This window comes from Bordetella saccharivorans, assembly GCF_045862855.1.
GTDB lineage: Bacteria > Pseudomonadota > Gammaproteobacteria > Burkholderiales > Burkholderiaceae_B > Bordetella_A > Bordetella_A petrii_F.
Genome location: NZ_BAAFZO010000001.1, coordinates 3,943,699 through 3,960,241 on the forward strand (window position 1 = coordinate 3,943,699; position 16,543 = coordinate 3,960,241).

The 16,543-nt window shown below is 69.8% G+C and carries 17 protein-coding genes; 7 read left to right on the plus strand and 10 right to left on the minus strand.

Translation table 11 applies throughout. The features are described 5' to 3' along the window. Positions 1-10: 10 nt before the first annotated feature. From gspN to ACKTT0_RS19025, 9 genes are all read right to left on the minus strand, one after another. On the minus strand, positions 11-760 hold the full coding sequence (gspN, locus tag ACKTT0_RS18985) for a type II secretion system protein N (RefSeq protein WP_407851332.1): 750 nt from the start codon (positions 758-760) through the stop codon (positions 11-13). Then, on the minus strand, positions 760-1,362 hold the full coding sequence (gene gspM, locus ACKTT0_RS18990) for a type II secretion system protein GspM (protein ID WP_407851333.1): 603 nt from the start codon (positions 1,360-1,362) through the stop codon (positions 760-762). Before gspM ends, gspN begins: the two co-directional genes overlap by 1 nt. Continuing rightward, on the minus strand, positions 1,359-2,396 hold the full coding sequence (gspL, locus tag ACKTT0_RS18995; protein ID WP_407851334.1) for a type II secretion system protein GspL: 1,038 nt from the start codon (positions 2,394-2,396) through the stop codon (positions 1,359-1,361). The genes gspM and gspL overlap by 4 nt, the downstream gene beginning before the upstream one ends. Further along, positions 2,375-3,322 (minus strand): type II secretion system minor pseudopilin GspK, encoded by a 948-nt coding sequence (gene gspK / locus ACKTT0_RS19000; RefSeq protein ID WP_407851335.1) that lies wholly within the window; start codon positions 3,320-3,322, stop codon positions 2,375-2,377. The genes gspL and gspK overlap by 22 nt, the downstream gene beginning before the upstream one ends. Continuing rightward, the gene (locus ACKTT0_RS19005; protein ID WP_407851336.1) at positions 3,319-3,927 is read right to left on the minus strand and encodes a prepilin-type N-terminal cleavage/methylation domain-containing protein; all 609 of its coding nucleotides are present in this window, start codon (positions 3,925-3,927) and stop codon (positions 3,319-3,321) included. The genes gspK and ACKTT0_RS19005 overlap by 4 nt, the downstream gene beginning before the upstream one ends. Continuing rightward, on the minus strand, positions 3,924-4,325 hold the full coding sequence (gene gspI, locus ACKTT0_RS19010) for a type II secretion system minor pseudopilin GspI (RefSeq protein WP_407851337.1): 402 nt from the start codon (positions 4,323-4,325) through the stop codon (positions 3,924-3,926). Before gspI ends, ACKTT0_RS19005 begins: the two co-directional genes overlap by 4 nt. Continuing rightward, positions 4,312-4,806, minus strand: a complete 495-nt coding sequence (gene gspH / locus ACKTT0_RS19015) for a type II secretion system minor pseudopilin GspH (protein ID WP_407851338.1) — start codon at positions 4,804-4,806, stop codon at positions 4,312-4,314. The genes gspI and gspH overlap by 14 nt, the downstream gene beginning before the upstream one ends. Next, positions 4,775-5,203: a type II secretion system major pseudopilin GspG gene (gspG, locus tag ACKTT0_RS19020; RefSeq protein ID WP_407851339.1), complete on the minus strand. Its 429-nt coding sequence runs from the start codon at positions 5,201-5,203 to the stop codon at positions 4,775-4,777. Before gspG ends, gspH begins: the two co-directional genes overlap by 32 nt. A gap of 71 nt (positions 5,204-5,274) precedes the next feature. After that, on the minus strand, positions 5,275-5,715 hold the full coding sequence (locus tag ACKTT0_RS19025) for a hypothetical protein (RefSeq protein ID WP_407851340.1): 441 nt from the start codon (positions 5,713-5,715) through the stop codon (positions 5,275-5,277). A 187-nt stretch (positions 5,716-5,902) separates the two neighbouring features. Here ACKTT0_RS19025 and ACKTT0_RS19030 point away from each other — a divergent pair, with 187 nt between their 5' ends. Together ACKTT0_RS19030 and ACKTT0_RS19035 are read left to right on the plus strand one after the other, a co-directional pair. After that, positions 5,903-6,058 carry a hypothetical protein gene (locus tag ACKTT0_RS19030; protein WP_407851341.1) on the plus strand — a complete coding sequence of 52 codons (156 nt, stop codon included), beginning with the start codon at positions 5,903-5,905 and terminating at the stop codon, positions 6,056-6,058. A gap of 34 nt (positions 6,059-6,092) precedes the next feature. Further along, positions 6,093-8,270 (plus strand): phosphocholine-specific phospholipase C, encoded by a 2,178-nt coding sequence (locus ACKTT0_RS19035; RefSeq protein ID WP_407851342.1) that lies wholly within the window; start codon positions 6,093-6,095, stop codon positions 8,268-8,270. A gap of 18 nt (positions 8,271-8,288) precedes the next feature. Here ACKTT0_RS19035 and ACKTT0_RS19040 read toward each other — a convergent pair whose 3' ends face one another. Continuing rightward, entirely contained in the window at positions 8,289-9,197 is a 909-nt protein-coding gene (locus ACKTT0_RS19040) for a LysR family transcriptional regulator (RefSeq protein WP_028355466.1), read from the minus strand. Positions 9,198-9,290: 93 nt separating this feature from the next. Here ACKTT0_RS19040 and ACKTT0_RS19045 point away from each other — a divergent pair, with 93 nt between their 5' ends. The 5 genes from ACKTT0_RS19045 to ACKTT0_RS19065 all read left to right on the plus strand — a co-directional run bounded on the left by ACKTT0_RS19045 (position 9,291) and on the right by ACKTT0_RS19065 (position 16,323). Next, on the plus strand, positions 9,291-10,919 hold the full coding sequence (locus tag ACKTT0_RS19045) for a gamma-glutamyltransferase family protein (protein ID WP_407851343.1): 1,629 nt from the start codon (positions 9,291-9,293) through the stop codon (positions 10,917-10,919). Between the two features lie 85 nt (positions 10,920-11,004). After that, on the plus strand, positions 11,005-12,519 hold the full coding sequence (locus ACKTT0_RS19050; protein ID WP_028355468.1) for an ABC transporter substrate-binding protein: 1,515 nt from the start codon (positions 11,005-11,007) through the stop codon (positions 12,517-12,519). Between the two features lie 107 nt (positions 12,520-12,626). Further along, positions 12,627-13,571: an ABC transporter permease gene (locus ACKTT0_RS19055; protein ID WP_407851344.1), complete on the plus strand. Its 945-nt coding sequence runs from the start codon at positions 12,627-12,629 to the stop codon at positions 13,569-13,571. Further along, positions 13,568-14,446, plus strand: coding sequence for an ABC transporter permease (locus tag ACKTT0_RS19060; protein WP_407851345.1), 879 nt, complete (start codon positions 13,568-13,570; stop codon positions 14,444-14,446). Before ACKTT0_RS19055 ends, ACKTT0_RS19060 begins: the two co-directional genes overlap by 4 nt. Before the next feature lie 14 nt (positions 14,447-14,460). Beyond that, positions 14,461-16,323 (plus strand): dipeptide ABC transporter ATP-binding protein, encoded by a 1,863-nt coding sequence (locus ACKTT0_RS19065; protein ID WP_407851346.1) that lies wholly within the window; start codon positions 14,461-14,463, stop codon positions 16,321-16,323. Positions 16,324-16,543 lie beyond the last annotated feature (220 nt).

A 16,543-nucleotide genomic window follows, 5' to 3' on the forward strand; every position in this document is an offset into this window, starting at 1 on the left:
CCGGCGGCGCTCAGCGCGGCGTGCCGAAGCGGCTCTTGCCGTCCGACACCGGCCCCAGCGCGCCCAGCAGTCCGGTCAGGGCGGCGCGCTGCGCGTCGCTGGCCCCCGCGGCCGGCTGCGCGATGCCGTGGAACTGCAGCCGTCCCTTGCGCACCTGGCCGCTGCCGGTCAGCTCCAGCACGCCGGCCTCGGTGCCGAGCTGGAGCTCGATCGCGCCGTCGGCCGCGCTGGCACGCAGCCGATAATCGCCGAGCGGACGCACTTGCGACAGGGCGGACGAGGCTTGCGTCCAGCGGCCCACGCCCAGCTCGCCGGCCGGCGGCATGCTGCCCAGCAGGAACGGCCGCCATTGCACTTCGATCTGGCCGCCCGGCGCCACCGTATTGAGCGGTGCGCCAAATGCGGCCAGCACCGCCGCCGGCATCTGCAGGTTCTGCGCCGAGACCGTCACGCCGTTCCAGCCCGGCTGCAGGCGCACCGGGCCGCGCAGCCAGGGGTGCGACAGTTCGAGCGCGCCCGCGCGCCATTGCCAGCGCACCGGCTGGGGCAGCAGGCGGCGGGCCCCGGGCGGGCCCAGCGCGAGCTGCGCGCTGCCGCGCCACACGGTGCCGTCGGCGCCGGCCAGCGCCACCATTGCATCATCGGGTATCAACAGTGTGAACCAGCGGGCCGGCAACACCGGCAGGGCGGCGAGCAGGGCGCTGCAGCAGGCGAGAGCGGCCAGCGGCAGCGAGAAGGAAGCGGGCAGGGACAGACGCATCAGGAAGCAGGGGCAGCGGGGCGCAGGGTGAGTGTGCCGCTCAGGCGGCCCGGCAGGCGGCGGCCGGCCGGATTGGTGGCGCGCGTGAGCTCTGCCTGGGCGACTGACAGCCGCCAGTCGCGCGCGGCGGTGTCGAGCCAGCGGAACAGCGCGGACGATGGCGCCTCGCGCAAGCTCAGCGTCACGCCGGGGTCCGGCGCGGCGCCGGCGGATTCGGCCGGCGCGGCCAGCGTCCACGCTTCGTCGGGCAGGCCTTCGCGCCGCAGGCTGGCCGACAGCTCCTCGGCGGTGGGCATGGCCGGCGCCGCGTTGCCTGCGCCATGGCGCTGCATGGCGCGCACTTGTGCTGTCAGGTCGGCCACGGTGGCGGCCTGGGCGCGCAGCGCCGGCAAGTCGCGCTGCGCCTGCCGCATGGCGGACCAGGCCGGTTCGATCAGCAGCAGGAACAGCAGGGCCAGCGCCGCGACCGCGGTGGCCGCGGCCAACAGGCGCTGCTCGCGCGGCGGGCGCTGCCTGTACCAGGCGGCGGCGCGTTGCCAGCCGGCCTCGGCGCGGCGCGTCCAGGGCGCCAGGCTGGCGCGCAGGGAGGCAGGCAGGTTCATGGGCGGACTCTCGTGATGCGCCAATCGCCGCCGTCGTCGCGCTCGATGCGCGCGCCCAGCGCCGCGGCGCGTTGCAGGATGGCGGACGTCTCGGCCAGCCGGTCGGTCGCCGCGGCCGTGTCCTGGCCGGCGGGGGCGGCATGCAGGCGCAGTGTCAGCGTGGCGTCGCGGTAGGTCATCCGGTCGACTGCGTCGGCGGCGAACGGCAACGCCTGGGCCGCCACGCGCGCCAGCGACAGGAAGTCGTCGCCCGACGCATCGCCCTGGCCCGCCAGCAGCGCGTCGCGCCCGCGTTCGGCCTGGCGCAGCGGGTCCAGCACTACCGGGATGTCGGGGAACGCGTCGCGCACATCGCGTTCCATGGCGCTGCGCAGCGCGTCCGTCTCGCGCTGCAACTGCAGGGCATACAGGTTCAGGCCGGCGATCCAGATCGCCGCGGCGACCCCCAGCCAGGCCGCCGCGCCACGCCAGCGCGACGGCCGGCGCGGCGCCAGGTCCGGCACGGCCAGCGACCAGCCGGGCCCGGGCGCCAGCCAGCGTGGATCGGCGACGTCTTGCAGCGGCGCCGGTTGCGCCGTGTCCGGCGTATCGGACCAGACTTGCAGAGGGTAGAACGCCTGCACCGCCAGGCCGGCCGCCGACAGGCGCTGCCAGGCGGCGCGCAGCGGTTCGCGGGCCATCCAGGCGGCCGTCACGCTGCCGTCGGCGGCGCGGCCGCCGTGGCCCACCGCCAAGGTGTCCAGATCGCCCAGCACCAGCCCCTCCAGCGCGCCGTGCACGGCGGCGGCATGGCGGCTGGCGGGCACGGCCGGCACCGTCAAGGTCGCCACGATCACATCGTCCGGATGCAACATGGCCTGCACCCGCGCGTTCGGAAAGGCGGCCGCCAGCGCGGCCGCCGCCAGGCCGCCGCCGCGCGCCACCCGGCCCTGGCGGTCGATCCAGGCATAGGCCAGCGGCGTACTGTCCGTCCATTCGGCCAGGCGCGGCAGGGCCACGCGCAGCACGTTCTTTACGGTGTTTCTCTTATCCATACAGTTTCAGGAGCGCGCTGGCGGGCGGTGCTGACCAGGGCCTGCATGCTGACGCGCGCGCGCTGGTAGGCCACGGTGCCCGTGGCGAGGAACCATTCGCTGGTGGTGGTGACCGGCGGCACCTGCAAGGGCGGGTCGCCGGTGGACAGCCGGTTGGTGAAGTCGCCGCTGTCGTTGAACCAGCGGCCCCGGTCGCGCTCGCCGGTCACGGCGCGCGCCTGGGCCAGGCTCAGGCCCGGCACCAGGGCCGCGATGACCTCGGGTTCGGCGGTGTTGACGTTGACCAGGCTGGCGGCCGGCAGCAGCGTCATGGTGCGCCGCATGGCGCGCGCGCCAGCCTGGTCGACCTGCAGCAGCGCGGCCAGGTCCTCGATGCCGCGCGGCTGCGGCGCGCGCGCGCCGCCGGCGCTGGTCGCCGGCGTCTCGCCGGGCGCCTGCGGCGCCGCGGGCGCGCGGCCTTGCGTCAGCGCGACGTGCTCGGCCAGCCGCGGGGCGAGCGTGTCGGGCAGGCCCAGGGCGGCCAGCAGGCGCGCCAGCACGTCGAGCTGGGTCTCGTCGACCACGCCGCGCTCGGCCAGGTTGTACAGGTTGTATTTGCCTTGTTCGTCCTGGATGCTGCCCGAGAACACCGCCGCGCGCTCATCGTCGCCGCCTTCGATGCGGGTGTCGAGCACCGGCGTGGACCATAGCTGGTCGCGCCGCACCGTGGCTTCGCGGCGGGCGTTCTCGCCCAGGATCAGGCGGGCCCAGTCGATCCCGCCCAGCAGCAGCCAGCGCGCCTGGATGCGCGCCTGTTCGTTCTCGACCTGGCGGATCGCCGAGGTCTGGCGCAGGAACAGCCCGCTGGTCAGGGCCGCCACGATGGCGACCACGATCAGCGCGCTGACCACCGCCATGCCTTGCTGTCGCGCGCGGCCGGGCGTCATGGCAGCACCACCACGCGCGTGTAGCGCTCGGCCTGGCCGCGCAGGCGCCGCTCGACCGCCACTTCCAGCCCGCTGGCGCGCGTCGTTTCCGGTTGCAGCGGGTCGCGCCAGCCGCGCCCGGGCACCCATGCGCGCAGCGCCAGCGCGGTGGCGCCGGGCATGACCAGGGCGCCTTCGGCCGGTTCGGGCAACGGATAGCGCGCCGCGGCCGCGCCGCTGTAGCGCCACAAGCCGTCGGGCCGCAGGCGCCAGGTGACGCGCTGCCACAGCCCGCCCTGGGGCGTGGCGCGCACAATGTCCAGTAGCGCCGCGCCGGCGGCCTGCGCAACGTGGATGCCGGCCGGTAGCAGCGTGTTGTCGCCGGCGGCGCCGGCCGGCACGCCGGTGTAGGCGCGATTCAGGTCGCGCTCCAGCTGGCCGAGGGTGCGCAGCACGACGGCTTGTTCCTGCGTCTGGTCGTCCAGCCAGGCGCGCGCCGACGATACCTGTTCCAGCCCGCGCCACGACAGCAGGCTGACCAGCGCCATCAGGGCAATGGCGATGAGCACTTCGATCAAGGTAAAGCCCCGCTGGCGCGCAGGGTGGGCGTGGCGCGCGCGTCTCATCGTATTTGCGAGACCAGGCCGGTCAGCTCGGTCAGCGTGGCGCCGCCCTGGCCGCTGTCGCGCACCCGCACGGTCACTTGGCGGAAGTTGCGGTTCAGCGAATTGCGGATCTCCAGTTCGCAGCGCAGCGCCAGGGCGCCCTGCGGGCAGGGCGTGGTCTGGGTGCCGGCGCGCGGAAAAGCCTGCTCCAGGCGCAGTTGCGCCAGGGCGTTCTCGGCCGCCATGAGCGCCAGCGTCTTGTTGCGGATGGCGCGGTTGTTGTCCAGCATGACCTGGGTGGCGCGCATGGCCGCCCCCATGGCCACCGCGATGATGGCCAGCGCCACCAGCACTTCGATCAGCGTGAAGCCGCGCTGCGCCTGCACCGCAGGGCGGCGGCGCCGTTCAGCGGATCGCATAGCCGCCCGCGGCATCGCGTTCGATCCGCACCGTGTCGCCGTTGGCGGCCAGCTCCAGCGCCAGCGGGTCGGCGATCCATTCGGTGCCGAACACGACCGGGCGATCGGGCGCCACGCTCAGCGACACGGGCGGCGCGCTCCAGGCTTGCGGGCGCAGCGCGCTGTCATTCTCGAAGCGGTCCGGCGCGCGCGGGCCGTCGTCCTGGGCCGACAGGCGCGGCGCGCGGCCGCGCCGCTCGAACGACCAGCCGCGCGCATCGGCGCGCCAACGGATGGCGCGGCCATCGCTGCGCGCTTCGCTCTGTGCGACGGCAAAGGCGTCGACCAGGCGTTCGGCATCGCTGCGCAGTTCGCGTCCTGACGACGAGGCGATCGACAGGCTGACCATGGAAGCGCCGATGGCGATGATCGCCACCACCACCAGCATCTCGATCAGCGTGAAGCCGGCTTCAGAGGTCCCACGAACCGATGTCCGCATCATCCTGCTCTCCGCCCGCCTTGTTGTCCGGGCCGAAGGTGAACACGTCGATCTCGCCGCGCACGCCCGGATTCAGGTACTGGTACGGGTGGCCCCACGGGTCATTGGGCAGGCGGTCCAGGTAGGGGCGCCAGTTGCGCGCGCCCTCGGGCTGCTTGACCAGGGCCTGCAGGCCTTCGGCGGTGCTCGGGTAGCGGCCGCTATCCAGGCGGTACAGCTTGAGCGCCTGCATCAGGCCGCTGATGTCCTGGCGCGCGGCCACGCGGCGGGCCTGGTCGGGCCGGTCGAGCACGCGCGGCACCACCAGGGCGGCCAGGATGCCCATGATCACGATCACGACCATGATCTCGATTAGCGTGAAGCCCTGTTGCCGGGCACGCGCGCGCTGGAACTGACGCACAGTGTTTCTCCGCTGGTACGTATGGAAAGCGGCAATGATGCGTCAGAAATATGACAGTAATACTGTCGCCATCAGGGCGCCGGCACGATGCCGGACGGCGCCGCTTGCGCGGGCGCGCTGGCGCGCACGCGCATGCCATTGCGATCCAGCTCGACGCCGGCCGCGGAGACTCCTGCCAGCGCAAGTCCGGGCGCGACTTCCGCGCCGATGCCGTAGGCGCGGGCGGGGCCGCCGTCGACGCTGAGCACCGCCGACCCTTGCGTGCCAGCCGAGATCAAGCCCAATACCGATACCTGCGTGTCGATCGCCTGGTCCGTGCCGAACAGCAGCGCCACGGCCCGCGTGTCCGACGCCGCCGGCGCGGCCGTGGCCAGGGCGGGCGGCAGCGGCGCCGGGCCCGGCGCCAGCAATATGGCGCCCCACAAACCAGCGCCGGCGGCGGCCGCGACGATGGCGAGCACGCGCACGACGCGCGGGGCAGGGGGGGCGGTGAAGGACGGACGCAGGCGCATGCGGGACAGGGATGATGGCTCGATCTGCGCGACCCTACCGCATGCATATGACAGCCATGTGAGCGGCGGCGAGTGTTGCAGGCGGCCGCCACGGCGGGCGCAGTCGGTCAATTGTCATTGTCGACCCCTAGGATCGCCGTGCGGCGCGCCGGGCGCGCCATTGCCTCCGACCAAGGAACCTCCAACCATGAATCTGTCCACTCTGTACCGCCTCGCGGCGGTGGCGCTGTTGTGTACTTCGCTGGCCGCTTGCGGCAGCGGCGATTCCGATGACGACGATGATGTCGCGCCGCCCAATCCCCCGACTACGCCCACCGAGCCGGTGCTGCGCTGCGCGCCCTGAGCGCGGCCGTTTCGACATCATCCAGGATCCTTTCATGCCGCAACATCCTCCCGCCTCGCCGGCCAAGCGCCGGTTCCTGCGCAACAGCGCCATCGCCGCCACCGGCATGGCGACGCTCGCCGCGCTGCCGCCCAGCATCCGTCGGGCGCTGGCGATTCCGGCCAACAACCGCACCGGCACCATCCAGGACGTCGAACACGTGGTGATTCTCATGCAGGAAAACCGCTCGTTCGACAATTACTTCGGCACGCTCAAGGGCGTGCGCGGGTTCGGCGACCGTTTCACCATACCCTTGCCCGACGGGCGCTCGGTCTGGCAGCAGTCCAATGGCGCGCGCGAAGTACTGCCGTATCACCTGGACAGCATGCGCGGCAACGCGCAGCGGGTCGCCGGCACGCCGCACGATTACCCCGATGCGCAGGCCGCCTGGGACGGCGGCCGCATGGACCAGTGGCCACTGCACAAGGAAGACCATTCCATGGGCTATTACCGCCAGGCCGAGCTGGAGTTCCAGTTCGCGCTGGCGGAGGCCTTCACACTGTGCGATGCCTATCATTGCTCCACGCACGGCGGCACCAATACCAACCGGCTGTTCCTGTGGACGGGCACCAATGACCCCGCCGGCGCCGGCAATGGCCCTTCGACCCGCAACCAATGGGATGGCCTGGGCGCTTCCACCGAGGGCTGGACCTGGACCACGTATCCGGAACGCCTGCAGGAGGCCGGCGTGTCGTGGAAGGTCTATCAGAACCTGCCCGACAATTTCACCGACAACTCGCTGGCCGGCTTCCAGCAGTTCCGCCGCGCCAACGAGCAGGCCGGCAACGCGCCCGACGGCGCGCCGTACCCGATGTGGACGCCCTCGATGGACGCCGCCAACCCGCTGTACAAGGGCGTGGCCAACACTATGCCGGACGGCGGCATGTTGCAGGCCCTGCGCGACGACGCCGCCAGCGGCAACCTGCCGCAAGTGTCGTGGGTGGTGGCCCCGGCCGCGTACTCCGAGCATCCCGGGCCGTCCAGCCCGGTCCAGGGCGCCTGGTATATCCAGGAAGTACTGGATGCGCTCACGGCCAACCCGGAGGTCTGGAGCAAGACCGTGCTGCTCATCAATTTCGACGAGAACGACGGCTTCTTCGACCATGTGCCGCCGCCGGCCGCGCCGTCGTTCAACCCGGACGGCTCGATGGCGGGCGCCTCCACCGTGGACACCGCTTTCGAGCGCCACATGGTGGCCTCGCGCCAGGATCCGGCCGACCAGCGCGTCTACGGGCCGGGGCCGCGCGTGCCCATGTACGTGGTTTCGCCGTGGAGCCGCGGCGGCTGGGTGAACTCGCAGGTCTTCGATCACACGTCGGTGCTGCGGTTCCTGGAGGCGCGCTTCGGCGTGGCCGAGGCGAACATCAGCCCCTGGCGGCGCGCCGTGATGGGCGACCTGGCGTCGGCATTCGACTTCGCCACGCCCAACAGCGAGCCGCTGCCCGACCTGAAACTGCTGAGCAAGACGCAGGCCGACTTGATCCGCGCGCAGCAAGAAGCGCTGGCCCAGGTGCCGGTACCGGAAGCGAGCGGCCAGCAACTGCCGGAGCAGACGCCCGGCGTGCGCTATTCGCGGGCCTTGCCCTACGAATTGCACACCAGCGGGCGCGCCGACCCGTCCGGCGCGGCCATGCAGCTATTGTTCGCCAATACGGGCACGGCGGCCGCGGTGTTCCATGTGTATGACCGCTTGCATCTCGATCGCCTGCCGCGCCGCTACACGCTGCATGCCGGTTCGGAACTGGACGGGCGCTGGGACACCCGCGCCGACGGCGGCGCCTACGACCTCTGGGTGCTCGGTCCGAACGGCTACCACCGCCACTTCAAGGGCAACCTGAACGCCGTGGCCGGGCCGCAGTCGGCCAACCCGGAAATCCGTGTCTGCTACGAGATTTCCCAGGGCGACGTCTATGTATCGTTCCTGAACCGCGGCCAGGCGGCCTGCACGTTCCAGGTCGCGCCCAACGCCTACTACACCGGCAACCAGCGCTGGTCATTCGAGGTGGCGGCCGGGGCGGAAGTGCAGCAGCACTGGTCCTTGAAGGACAGCGGCGGCTGGTACGACTTCAGCGTCACGGTGGCCGGCGACGCCGGCTATCTGCGCCGCTACGCCGGGCGCGTGGAAACCGGCAGGCCGTCGATCAGCGACCCGGCGATGGGCCTGCGCGCGTAGCGGAGGCGGCGGCGTCGCTCACGCTTCCGCGCCGGCGCCCGGCGCCCGGGCGCGGAACATCGCCAGGCTTTGCGCGCAGATCTCGCGCGTGATGTCCTGGCGCGCGTGGTCGCGCCGTTCGACCATGCCGATGCCGCGCGCCGGATGCCCCAGCTCGTCCGGCAGCGGCAGGATGCGCAGGTCCGGGCTGGCCTGCCAGTTCGAGCCGTTGAGCAGCGGCAGCAGCGTCACGCCCACTTCCTGGCGCACCAGTTCGACCAGCGTCTCGATGGCATTGAGTTCCAGGAACTCGGCCACCGGCAAGCCGAGCCGCCGCAGCACGCGGTCGATCTGGCGGCCGGTGCGCTGGGTGCGGTCGAAGCGCAGGAAGGGGTTGGCCGCCAGCACCGCGTGGGCGGTCTGGCCCGCGGCCGAGGGCGGCGCCACCACCACCAGCGGTTCTTCATAGAGCGGGGTCCAGCGCATGCTGGTCATCTTGCGGCTGCTCTCCACCACGAAGGCGGCATCCAGCTCGCCGGCCTCGACCTTGCCGGCCAGCTCGCTGGCTTTGCCCGACAGCACCTTGACGTCCAGGCTGGGATGGCGGCGCTTCAGGTGCGACACGACTTTCGACAGCGTGCCCATGCAGGACACGATGGCGCCGATGGAGACCGCGCCGGCCAGCTCGCCGGGCGCATTGCGCGGCAGCTTCAGGCGGTCGTACAGGTCCACCAGTTGCTTGATGTCGGGCAGCAGTTCGCGCCCGGCGGCATTGAGAATGGCCAGCCGCCCGCTGCGGTCGAACAGCTCGCGGCCCAGCTCGGCTTCCAGCGCGCGCATCTGGAAACTGATGGCCGCCTGGGTCAGGGCGACCTGCTCGGCCGCTTCCGAAAACGAGCCATGGTGGGCCACCGCCAGGAAACTGCGCAGGAAGCGGATGCTGCTCATAAAATTAATTTGTATGAGAAATCAAATATTCAAATTGATTTAATTAGAGCACAAGAGTAATTTCGACTGTCTTTTCCCCTTGAGCCTGCGTCCATGAAAACTTTCGACTGGAACAATCCCTATCCTTCGTTCCGGATTCCGCTGTTCGCCCGCAATGTCGTCTCCACTTCCCACCCGTTGGCGGCCCAGGCGGGCCTGCGCATGCTGCTCAAGGGCGGCAACGCGGTCGACGCCGCGATCGCGGCGGCGGCCACCATCGTGCTGGTCGAGCCGGTGTCGTGCGGGCTGGGCGGCGACTGTTTCGCCATTGTCTGGGACGGCAAGGAGCTGCATGGCCTGAATTCCTCGGGCGTGGCGCCGGCCGCCTGGAACGTCGAATACTTCAAGCGCAAGTACGGCACCGGGCCGGACGGCCTGGCCAAGCAGCCCAAGCGCGGCTGGGACGCCGCCACCGTGCCGGGCGTGGTGGCCGGCTGGGCCACCCTGCACGAGAAGCTCGGCAAGCTGCCGTTTGCCGACCTGTTCGAGCCGGCCATCGAGATCGCCGAGCGTGGCTACGCCGTGCCGCCGGTGGTGGCCCACAAGTGGGCGGCCGCGGCGGCCGAGCTGGCCGACCAGCCTGGCTACGCGCAGGCCTTCATGCCCAACGGCCGCGCGCCGGCCGTGGGCGAGCATTTCCGCATCCCCGACGCGGCCTATACACTGCGCCGCATCGCCGCCAGCGGCGGGCGCGATTTCTACGAAGGCGAACTGGCCGAGAAAATCGCCGCCTTCAGCAAGGAGTGCGGCGGCGCCATGACGCTGGACGACCTGCGCGGCTACCGGCCGGAATGGGTCAAGCCCATTTCGAAGGCGTACCGCGGCTACGAGCTGCACGAAATCCCGCCCAACGGGCAGGGCATTGCCGCCCTGATGGCGCTGGGCATTTGCGAGCACTTCGACCTGGCCGGCATGCCGGTCGACTCCGTGCAGTCGCAGCACGTGCAGATCGAGGCCATGAAGCTCGCGTTCGCCGACCTGTACCGCTACGTGTCCGATCCGCGCACCATGGACGTCACGCCGCAGCAGATGCTGTCCGACGCCTACCTGGAAAGCCGCGCCAAGCTGATCCGCCTGGACCGCGCCACCCATTTCGAGGCGGGCCGCCCGCATGCCGGCGGCACCATCTACCTGACCGCCGCCGACGAAAGCGGCATGATGATCTCGTTCATCCAGTCCAACTACATGGGCTTCGGCTCGGGGGTCGTGGTGCCGGGCACCGGCATCAGCCTGCAGAACCGCGGCGTGGGTTTCTCCATGGATCCCAAGTCGCCCAACGTGGTGGACGGCGGCAAGCGTCCGTTCCACACCATCATCCCGGGCTTCCTGACGCGCGGCGGCAAGCCGGTCATGAGCTTCGGCGTGATGGGCGGCGACATGCAGCCGCAGGGCCACTTGCAGACCGTCATCCGCATGCTCGACTACCACCAGCAGCCGCAGGCGGCGTGCTGCGCGCCGCGCTGGAAGGTCAACCGCGATTTCACGCTGGACATCGAGTCCACCATGAATCGCGCCACGGTCGAGGGGCTGCGGGCGCTGGGCCATTCCATGAAGTCGGTGGACGATCCCTACATGGATTTCGGCGCCGGCCAGTTCATCTGGCGCATGCACGAGAGCGATAACGAGGCCGGCTATGTCGCCGCCAGCGACGGCCGCCGCGATGGCCAGGCGGTTGGCTTCTAGGCCGCAACATGGCATGCTGGGCCGGCACCGGCGCCCTCGCGGGGCCGGCGCCGGTGCTCATAACACACATACAAGGGAAACGTACATGAAGCTCAAGCACTTCAAGCTGGGGGTGTGCGCCGCGCTGCTGGCCGCCGCCTCGGGGACGGCGCTGGCGCAGGAGCTGCGCATCGGCCTGCAGGAAGACCCCGACGTACTCGATCCGCACCGCGCCCGTACCTACGTGGGCCGCATCGTCTTCACATCGCTGTGCGACAAGCTGGTCGACGTCAACGAGAAACTGCAATTCGTGCCGCAACTGGCGCAGTCGTGGTCCTGGAACGACGACAACACCGTGCTGACGTTCAAGCTGCGCACCGACGCGCTGTTCCATGACGGCAGCAAGTTCGACGCGGCGGCGGCCAAGGCCAATCTCGAGCGCGCCATGACGCTGCAGGACAGCATGCGCAAGGGCGAGCTGGGTTCGGTGGCCAAGGTCGAGGCGCCCGACGCGCAGACCCTGGTGCTGACGCTCAAGCAGCCCGACGCCACCTTGCTGGCCGCGCTGTCCGACCGCGCCGGCATGATGATGTCGCCGAAGATCTTCAGCGACGACACCGCGGCCGTGGGCCGCAAGCCGGTCTGCTCGGGGCCCTACAAGTTCGTCGAGCGGGTGCAGAATGACCGCATCGTGCTGGACAAGTTCGACCAGTACTACGACGCCGGCAACTACGCCTTCAAGCGCGTCACCTTCCTGCCCATTCCCGACACCACCGTGCGCCTGTCCAACCTGCGCGCCGGCGGACTGGACATCCTGGAGCGCATGAATCCGTCGGATGCCCAGCAGGTCAAGAGCGACGCCAGCCTGCAGTTCGCGCCCGTCTCGGGCCTGGGCTACCAGCAGTTCTATTTCAACGTGGCCAATGGCAAGCGCGCCGAGACCAATCCGTTCAAGGACGAGCGGGTGCGCCGCGCCTTCGAGCTGACGCTGGACCGCAACATCATCAACGAGGTGGTCGGCGGCGGCATCTTCGATCCGGCCAACCAGCCGTTCCCGCCCGCGAGCCCGTATCACAGCGACAAGTTCCCCATCCCGGCGCGCGATATCGCCAAGGCCAAGGCACTGCTGAAGGAAGCCGGCAAGGAAACGGTCAGGGCCGAGCTGGCGTTCGGCAACAACACCACCACCTCGGCCATCGCCGAGATGGTGCAGGCCATGTCGGCGGAAGCCGGCTTCCAGCTCAGCCTGCGGCCCACCGAGTACGCGGCGCTGCTGAACGAAGCGCAAAGCGGCAATTTCGAGCTGTTGATGCGCGGCTGGTCCGGCCGGGTCGATCCGGACGGCAACATCTACCAGTTCGTCACCTGCAAGGGCGCCCTCAATGATGGCCGCTACTGCAATCCCGAGGTCGACAAGCTGCTGGCCGAGGCCCGCACCGTGCCGGACGAGACCAAGCGCAAGGCGCTCTACGACCAGGCGCAGGCCATCCTGCAGGAAGATGCCCAGGCGGTGTATATCTATTACCAGCCCTGGCCGTTCGTATTGGCCAAGAAGGTGCAGGGCTTCAAGCCCTACCCGGATGGCATGATCCGCCTCAAGGGCGTGTCGTTCGCCCAATGACGCGAGCCGCACCGCGCGCCTGATGCAACCGGGCCGTGCCGCAATGCACGGCCCGCGCGTTTGGGGGCGCAGCGGCGCGCACCGTTCCAGAGTTTCAGGTCCAGCCCATGTTCAAAATCATCTTGCGCCGCGTGCTGGTGGCGATCCCGACACTGATACTGGTGTCGATGATCGTCTTCATGCTGCAGAAAATCCTTCCCGGCGATCCGGTGCTCACGCTGGCGGGCGAAGAGCGCGACCCCGCCGTCCTCGACTACCTGCGCGAGAAATATCGCCTGAACGACCCGCTGCCCGTGCAGTACGGCGCCTGGGTCGCCCAGGTGCTGCAGGGCGACCTGGGCAAGTCGCTGCGGACCGACGTGCCGGTCACCCAGCTCATCGCGCAGAAGCTGCCGGTGACGCTGCAGCTGGCGGCCATGGCAATGTTCTTCGCGCTGCTGATCGGCATCCCCATGGGCATCGTCGCCGCCGTGCGCAAGGGCACCGCCACCGAAATGGGCGCCAACGTGGCGGCGCTGTCGGGCATGTCGATTCCCAATTTCTGGCTCGGCATCCTGCTGATCATGCTGGTGTCGGTCAAGTGGCGCCTGCTGCCGGCTTCCGGCTATGTCTCGCCGGCGGAAGACTTCTGGATGTCGATGAAGACCATGTTGATGCCGGCGCTGGTGCTGTCCACCGCCATCGCCGCCTACCTGATGCGGCATACCCGCTCGGCCATGCTGGAGGCGCTCAGCGCCGACTACGTGCGCACCGCGCGCGCCAAGGGCGTGTCGCCGCGCCGCGTGGTGCTCAAGCATGCGCTGCGCAACGCTCTGATGCCCATTGTGACGCTGGTGACGCTGCTGTTCGGCGAACTGCTGGCCGGCGCGGTGCTGACCGAGCAGGTATTCACCATCCCCGGCTTCGGCAAGCTGATCGTCGACGCGGTATTCACCCGCGACTATGCGGTCGTGCAGGGGGTGGTGCTGTGCGTCGCGGTGGGCTTCATCATCATGAACCTGCTGGCCGACGTTCTCTACATCCTGGTCAACCCCCGCCTGAGGCACGCATGAGCGCACATCTCGCCACGGCGAACGCCGTACCGCCGCCCCGCAGCCGCAACCGCGCCTGGGGCAAGTTCAAACGCAACCGCGTGGCGCTGCTCGGCGCGGCCATCGTGCTGGCCTTCGTGGCGCTGGCGCTGCTGGCGCCGCTGCTGGCCACGCACGACCCGCTGCAGACCAGCTTCATGTCGATCCGCAAAGCGCCCTCGGCGGCCTTCTGGCTGGGCTCGGATGAACTGGGCCGGGACATCTACAGCCGCATGCTGTACGGCGCGCGCGCCTCGCTGATGGCCGGCCTGGTGTCGGTGGTGATCGCACTCATCGTGGGCGTGCCGTTCGGCCTGGTGTCGGGCTACTTCGGCGGCTGGATCGACAGCGTGGTGTCGCGCTGCACCGAGGCCCTGCTGGCCATCCCGTTCCTGATCCTGGCCATCGCGCTGGCGGCTTTCCTGGGGCCCAGCCTGACCAACGCCATGATCGCCATCGGGGTTTCCGCCGCGCCGAAGTTCATCCGGCTGGCGCGCGGCCAGGTGCTGGCCGTGAAGAACGAGGATTACGTGCAGAGCTCGCGCGCGCTGGGGGCATCGGACACGCGCATCATCGTGCGCCACATACTGCCCAACATCATGCCGCCGCTCATCGTGCAGGCCACCATCACCATTGCCACCGCCATCATTGCCGAAGCCAGCCTCTCGTTCCTGGGCCTGGGGCTGCAACCGCCCAACCCGTCGTGGGGCTCGATGCTGAACACGGCCAAGAACTTCATGACGCAGGCGCCCTGGATGTCGATTTTCCCGGGTTCGGCGATTTTCCTGGCCGTGCTGGGTTTCAACCTGCTGGGCGACGGCCTGCGCGACGCGCTCGACCCGCGCCAGGACAAGTGAACACGATGACGAGCATGGACGAAAAAAGGGTAGTGCAGGTCGACGGCCTGACGGTGCGCTTCAATACGCCGGAACGGGTGGTGGAGGCGGTGCGCGACGTGTCGTTCCACGTCGATCGCGGCGAGACGCTGGCCATCGTCGGCGAGTCGGGTTCCGGCAAGTCGGTTACGTCGCTGGCGCTGATGCGGCTGGTGGAGTACGGCGGCGGCAAGATCGTCGCCGGCGACATGCGGCTGCGGCGCCGCGGCGGCGAGGTCCTGGACCTGGCGCGGGCCGGCGAAAGCGTGCTGCAGCGGGTACGCGGGGCCGATGTGGCGATGATCTTCCAGGAACCCATGACCTCGCTCAATCCCAGCTTCACCGCCGGGTCGCAGATCGCCGAGGCCTTGCAGCTGCACCAGGGCCTGGATGCCGGCGCGGCGCGCGCCGAGGCGCTGCGCATGCTGGAGCGCGTGCGCATCCCGGAGGCGCGCGCCATCCTCGAGCGCTACCCGCACCAGTTGTCCGGCGGCATGCGCCAGCGCGTGATGATCGCCATGGCGCTGTCGTGCAAGCCGCAACTGCTGATCGCCGACGAGCCGACCACCGCGCTGGACGTCACCATCCAGGCGCAGATCCTGCAGCTGATCCGCCAGCTGCAGGAAGAAATGGACATGGGCGTGATCTTCATCACGCACGACATGGGCGTGGTGGCCGAAGTGGCCGACCGCGTGCTGGTCATGTACCGTGGCGACAAGGTCGAAGAGGGGCGGTCCGACGACATCTTCGCCGCGCCGGCCCATGCCTACACGCGCGCATTGCTGTCGGCGGTGCCGCGCCTGGGGTCCATGCGGGGCACCGACGAGCCTGCGCCGTTCCCGCTGCTGCGTGTCGAAGACGCGCAGGCCGGCGCGCAGCCGGAGCCGGGCGCCGCCCCGGCCGGCAGCACGGTGCGCCGCGACGGCGGCCCGGTGCTGCGCGTCAAGGACCTGGTCACCCGCTTCGACATCGCCGGCGGCGTGCTGGGCCGCGTGCACAAGCGCGTCCACGCGGTGGAGCAGGTCAGCTTCGATCTCTACCCCGGCGAAACGCTGTCGCTGGTGGGCGAGTCGGGCTGCGGCAAGACCACCACCGGCCGTTCGCTGCTGCAGCTGGTCAAGAGCCAGGGCGGCCGCATCGAGTTCGACGGCCGCGACATCGGCGCGCTGCGCGGCGCCGCTATGCAGTCATTGCGGCGCCATATCCAGTTCATATTCCAGGACCCGTTCGCGTCGCTGGATCCGCGCATGACGGTCGGCTATTCCATCATGGAGCCACTGTTGATCCACGGCGTGGCCAAGGGCAGGGCGGCCGAGGAAAGGGTGCGCTGGCTGATGGACAAATGCGGCCTGCTGCCCGACATGATCGAACGTTACCCGCATGAGTTCTCGGGCGGCCAGCGCCAGCGCATCTGCATCGCGCGCGCCCTGGCCCTCAATCCCAAGGTCATCGTGGCGGATGAGTCGGTGTCGGCGCTGGACGTCTCCATCCAGGCGCAGATCGTCAACCTGCTGCTGGACCTGCAGCGCGAGCTGGGCGTGTCCCTGCTGTTCATCTCGCACGACATGGCCGTGGTCGAGCGCGTCAGCCATCGCGTGGCCGTGATGTACCTGGGCCAGATCGTCGAGATCGGCCCGCGCCGCGCCATTTTCGAGAACCCGCAGCATCCCTACACACGCAAGCTGATGGACGCCGTGCCCATCGCCGACCCGCAGCGCCGCCACCGCAAGCGCTCGCTGCTCGTCGACGAAATCCCCAGCCCGGTGCGCCGGGTCGGCGACGATCCGGTCGTGGCGCCGCTGGTGCAGGTCGGCGACGGACATTACGTGGCCCGGCACGCCGTGGGGGTTTATGCGTGACGTAGATGGGTGCTTGTGACCGTCGAGGCGTGCCGGGAGCGCTCTCCGGGCTTTACATCCAAGAGTGTCAGGCTCCGATGCCAGCCGCCGTCATTTCATGATGTCCAAATGCATAACGGGACCCGCGCAGGGCGGGCCCCGTTGTGCGGCACTGTAAGATGTTTCTCTTTCCCACCAGCGCATCCGACGAAGCGCCAGAAAGCTGCCCGTCCCAGCGATG

Bases quoted from the DNA above. Each gene is read 5' to 3' on its own strand.
- gspN (WP_407851332.1), bottom strand. From the start codon at position 760: ATGCGTCTGTCCCTGCCCGCTTCCTTCTCGCTGCCGCTGGCCGCTCTC.
- gspM (WP_407851333.1), bottom strand. From the start codon at position 1,362: ATGAACCTGCCTGCCTCCCTGCGCGCCAGCCTGGCGCCCTGGACGCGC.
- gspL (WP_407851334.1), bottom strand. From the start codon at position 2,396: ATGGATAAGAGAAACACCGTAAAGAACGTGCTGCGCGTGGCCCTGCCG.
- gspK (WP_407851335.1), bottom strand. From the start codon at position 3,322: ATGACGCCCGGCCGCGCGCGACAGCAAGGCATGGCGGTGGTCAGCGCG.
- ACKTT0_RS19005 (WP_407851336.1), bottom strand. From the start codon at position 3,927: ATGAGACGCGCGCGCCACGCCCACCCTGCGCGCCAGCGGGGCTTTACC.
- gspI (WP_407851337.1), bottom strand. From the start codon at position 4,325: ATGCGATCCGCTGAACGGCGCCGCCGCCCTGCGGTGCAGGCGCAGCGC.
- gspH (WP_407851338.1), bottom strand. From the start codon at position 4,806: ATGATGCGGACATCGGTTCGTGGGACCTCTGAAGCCGGCTTCACGCTG.
- ACKTT0_RS19025 (WP_407851340.1), bottom strand. From the start codon at position 5,715: ATGCGCCTGCGTCCGTCCTTCACCGCCCCCCCTGCCCCGCGCGTCGTG.
- ACKTT0_RS19030 (WP_407851341.1), top strand. From the start codon at position 5,903: ATGAATCTGTCCACTCTGTACCGCCTCGCGGCGGTGGCGCTGTTGTGT.
- ACKTT0_RS19035 (WP_407851342.1), top strand. From the start codon at position 6,093: ATGCCGCAACATCCTCCCGCCTCGCCGGCCAAGCGCCGGTTCCTGCGC.
- ACKTT0_RS19040 (WP_028355466.1), bottom strand. From the start codon at position 9,197: ATGAGCAGCATCCGCTTCCTGCGCAGTTTCCTGGCGGTGGCCCACCAT.
- ACKTT0_RS19045 (WP_407851343.1), top strand. From the start codon at position 9,291: ATGAAAACTTTCGACTGGAACAATCCCTATCCTTCGTTCCGGATTCCG.
- ACKTT0_RS19050 (WP_028355468.1), top strand. From the start codon at position 11,005: ATGAAGCTCAAGCACTTCAAGCTGGGGGTGTGCGCCGCGCTGCTGGCC.
- ACKTT0_RS19055 (WP_407851344.1), top strand. From the start codon at position 12,627: ATGTTCAAAATCATCTTGCGCCGCGTGCTGGTGGCGATCCCGACACTG.
- ACKTT0_RS19060 (WP_407851345.1), top strand. From the start codon at position 13,568: ATGAGCGCACATCTCGCCACGGCGAACGCCGTACCGCCGCCCCGCAGC.
- ACKTT0_RS19065 (WP_407851346.1), top strand. From the start codon at position 14,461: ATGGACGAAAAAAGGGTAGTGCAGGTCGACGGCCTGACGGTGCGCTTC.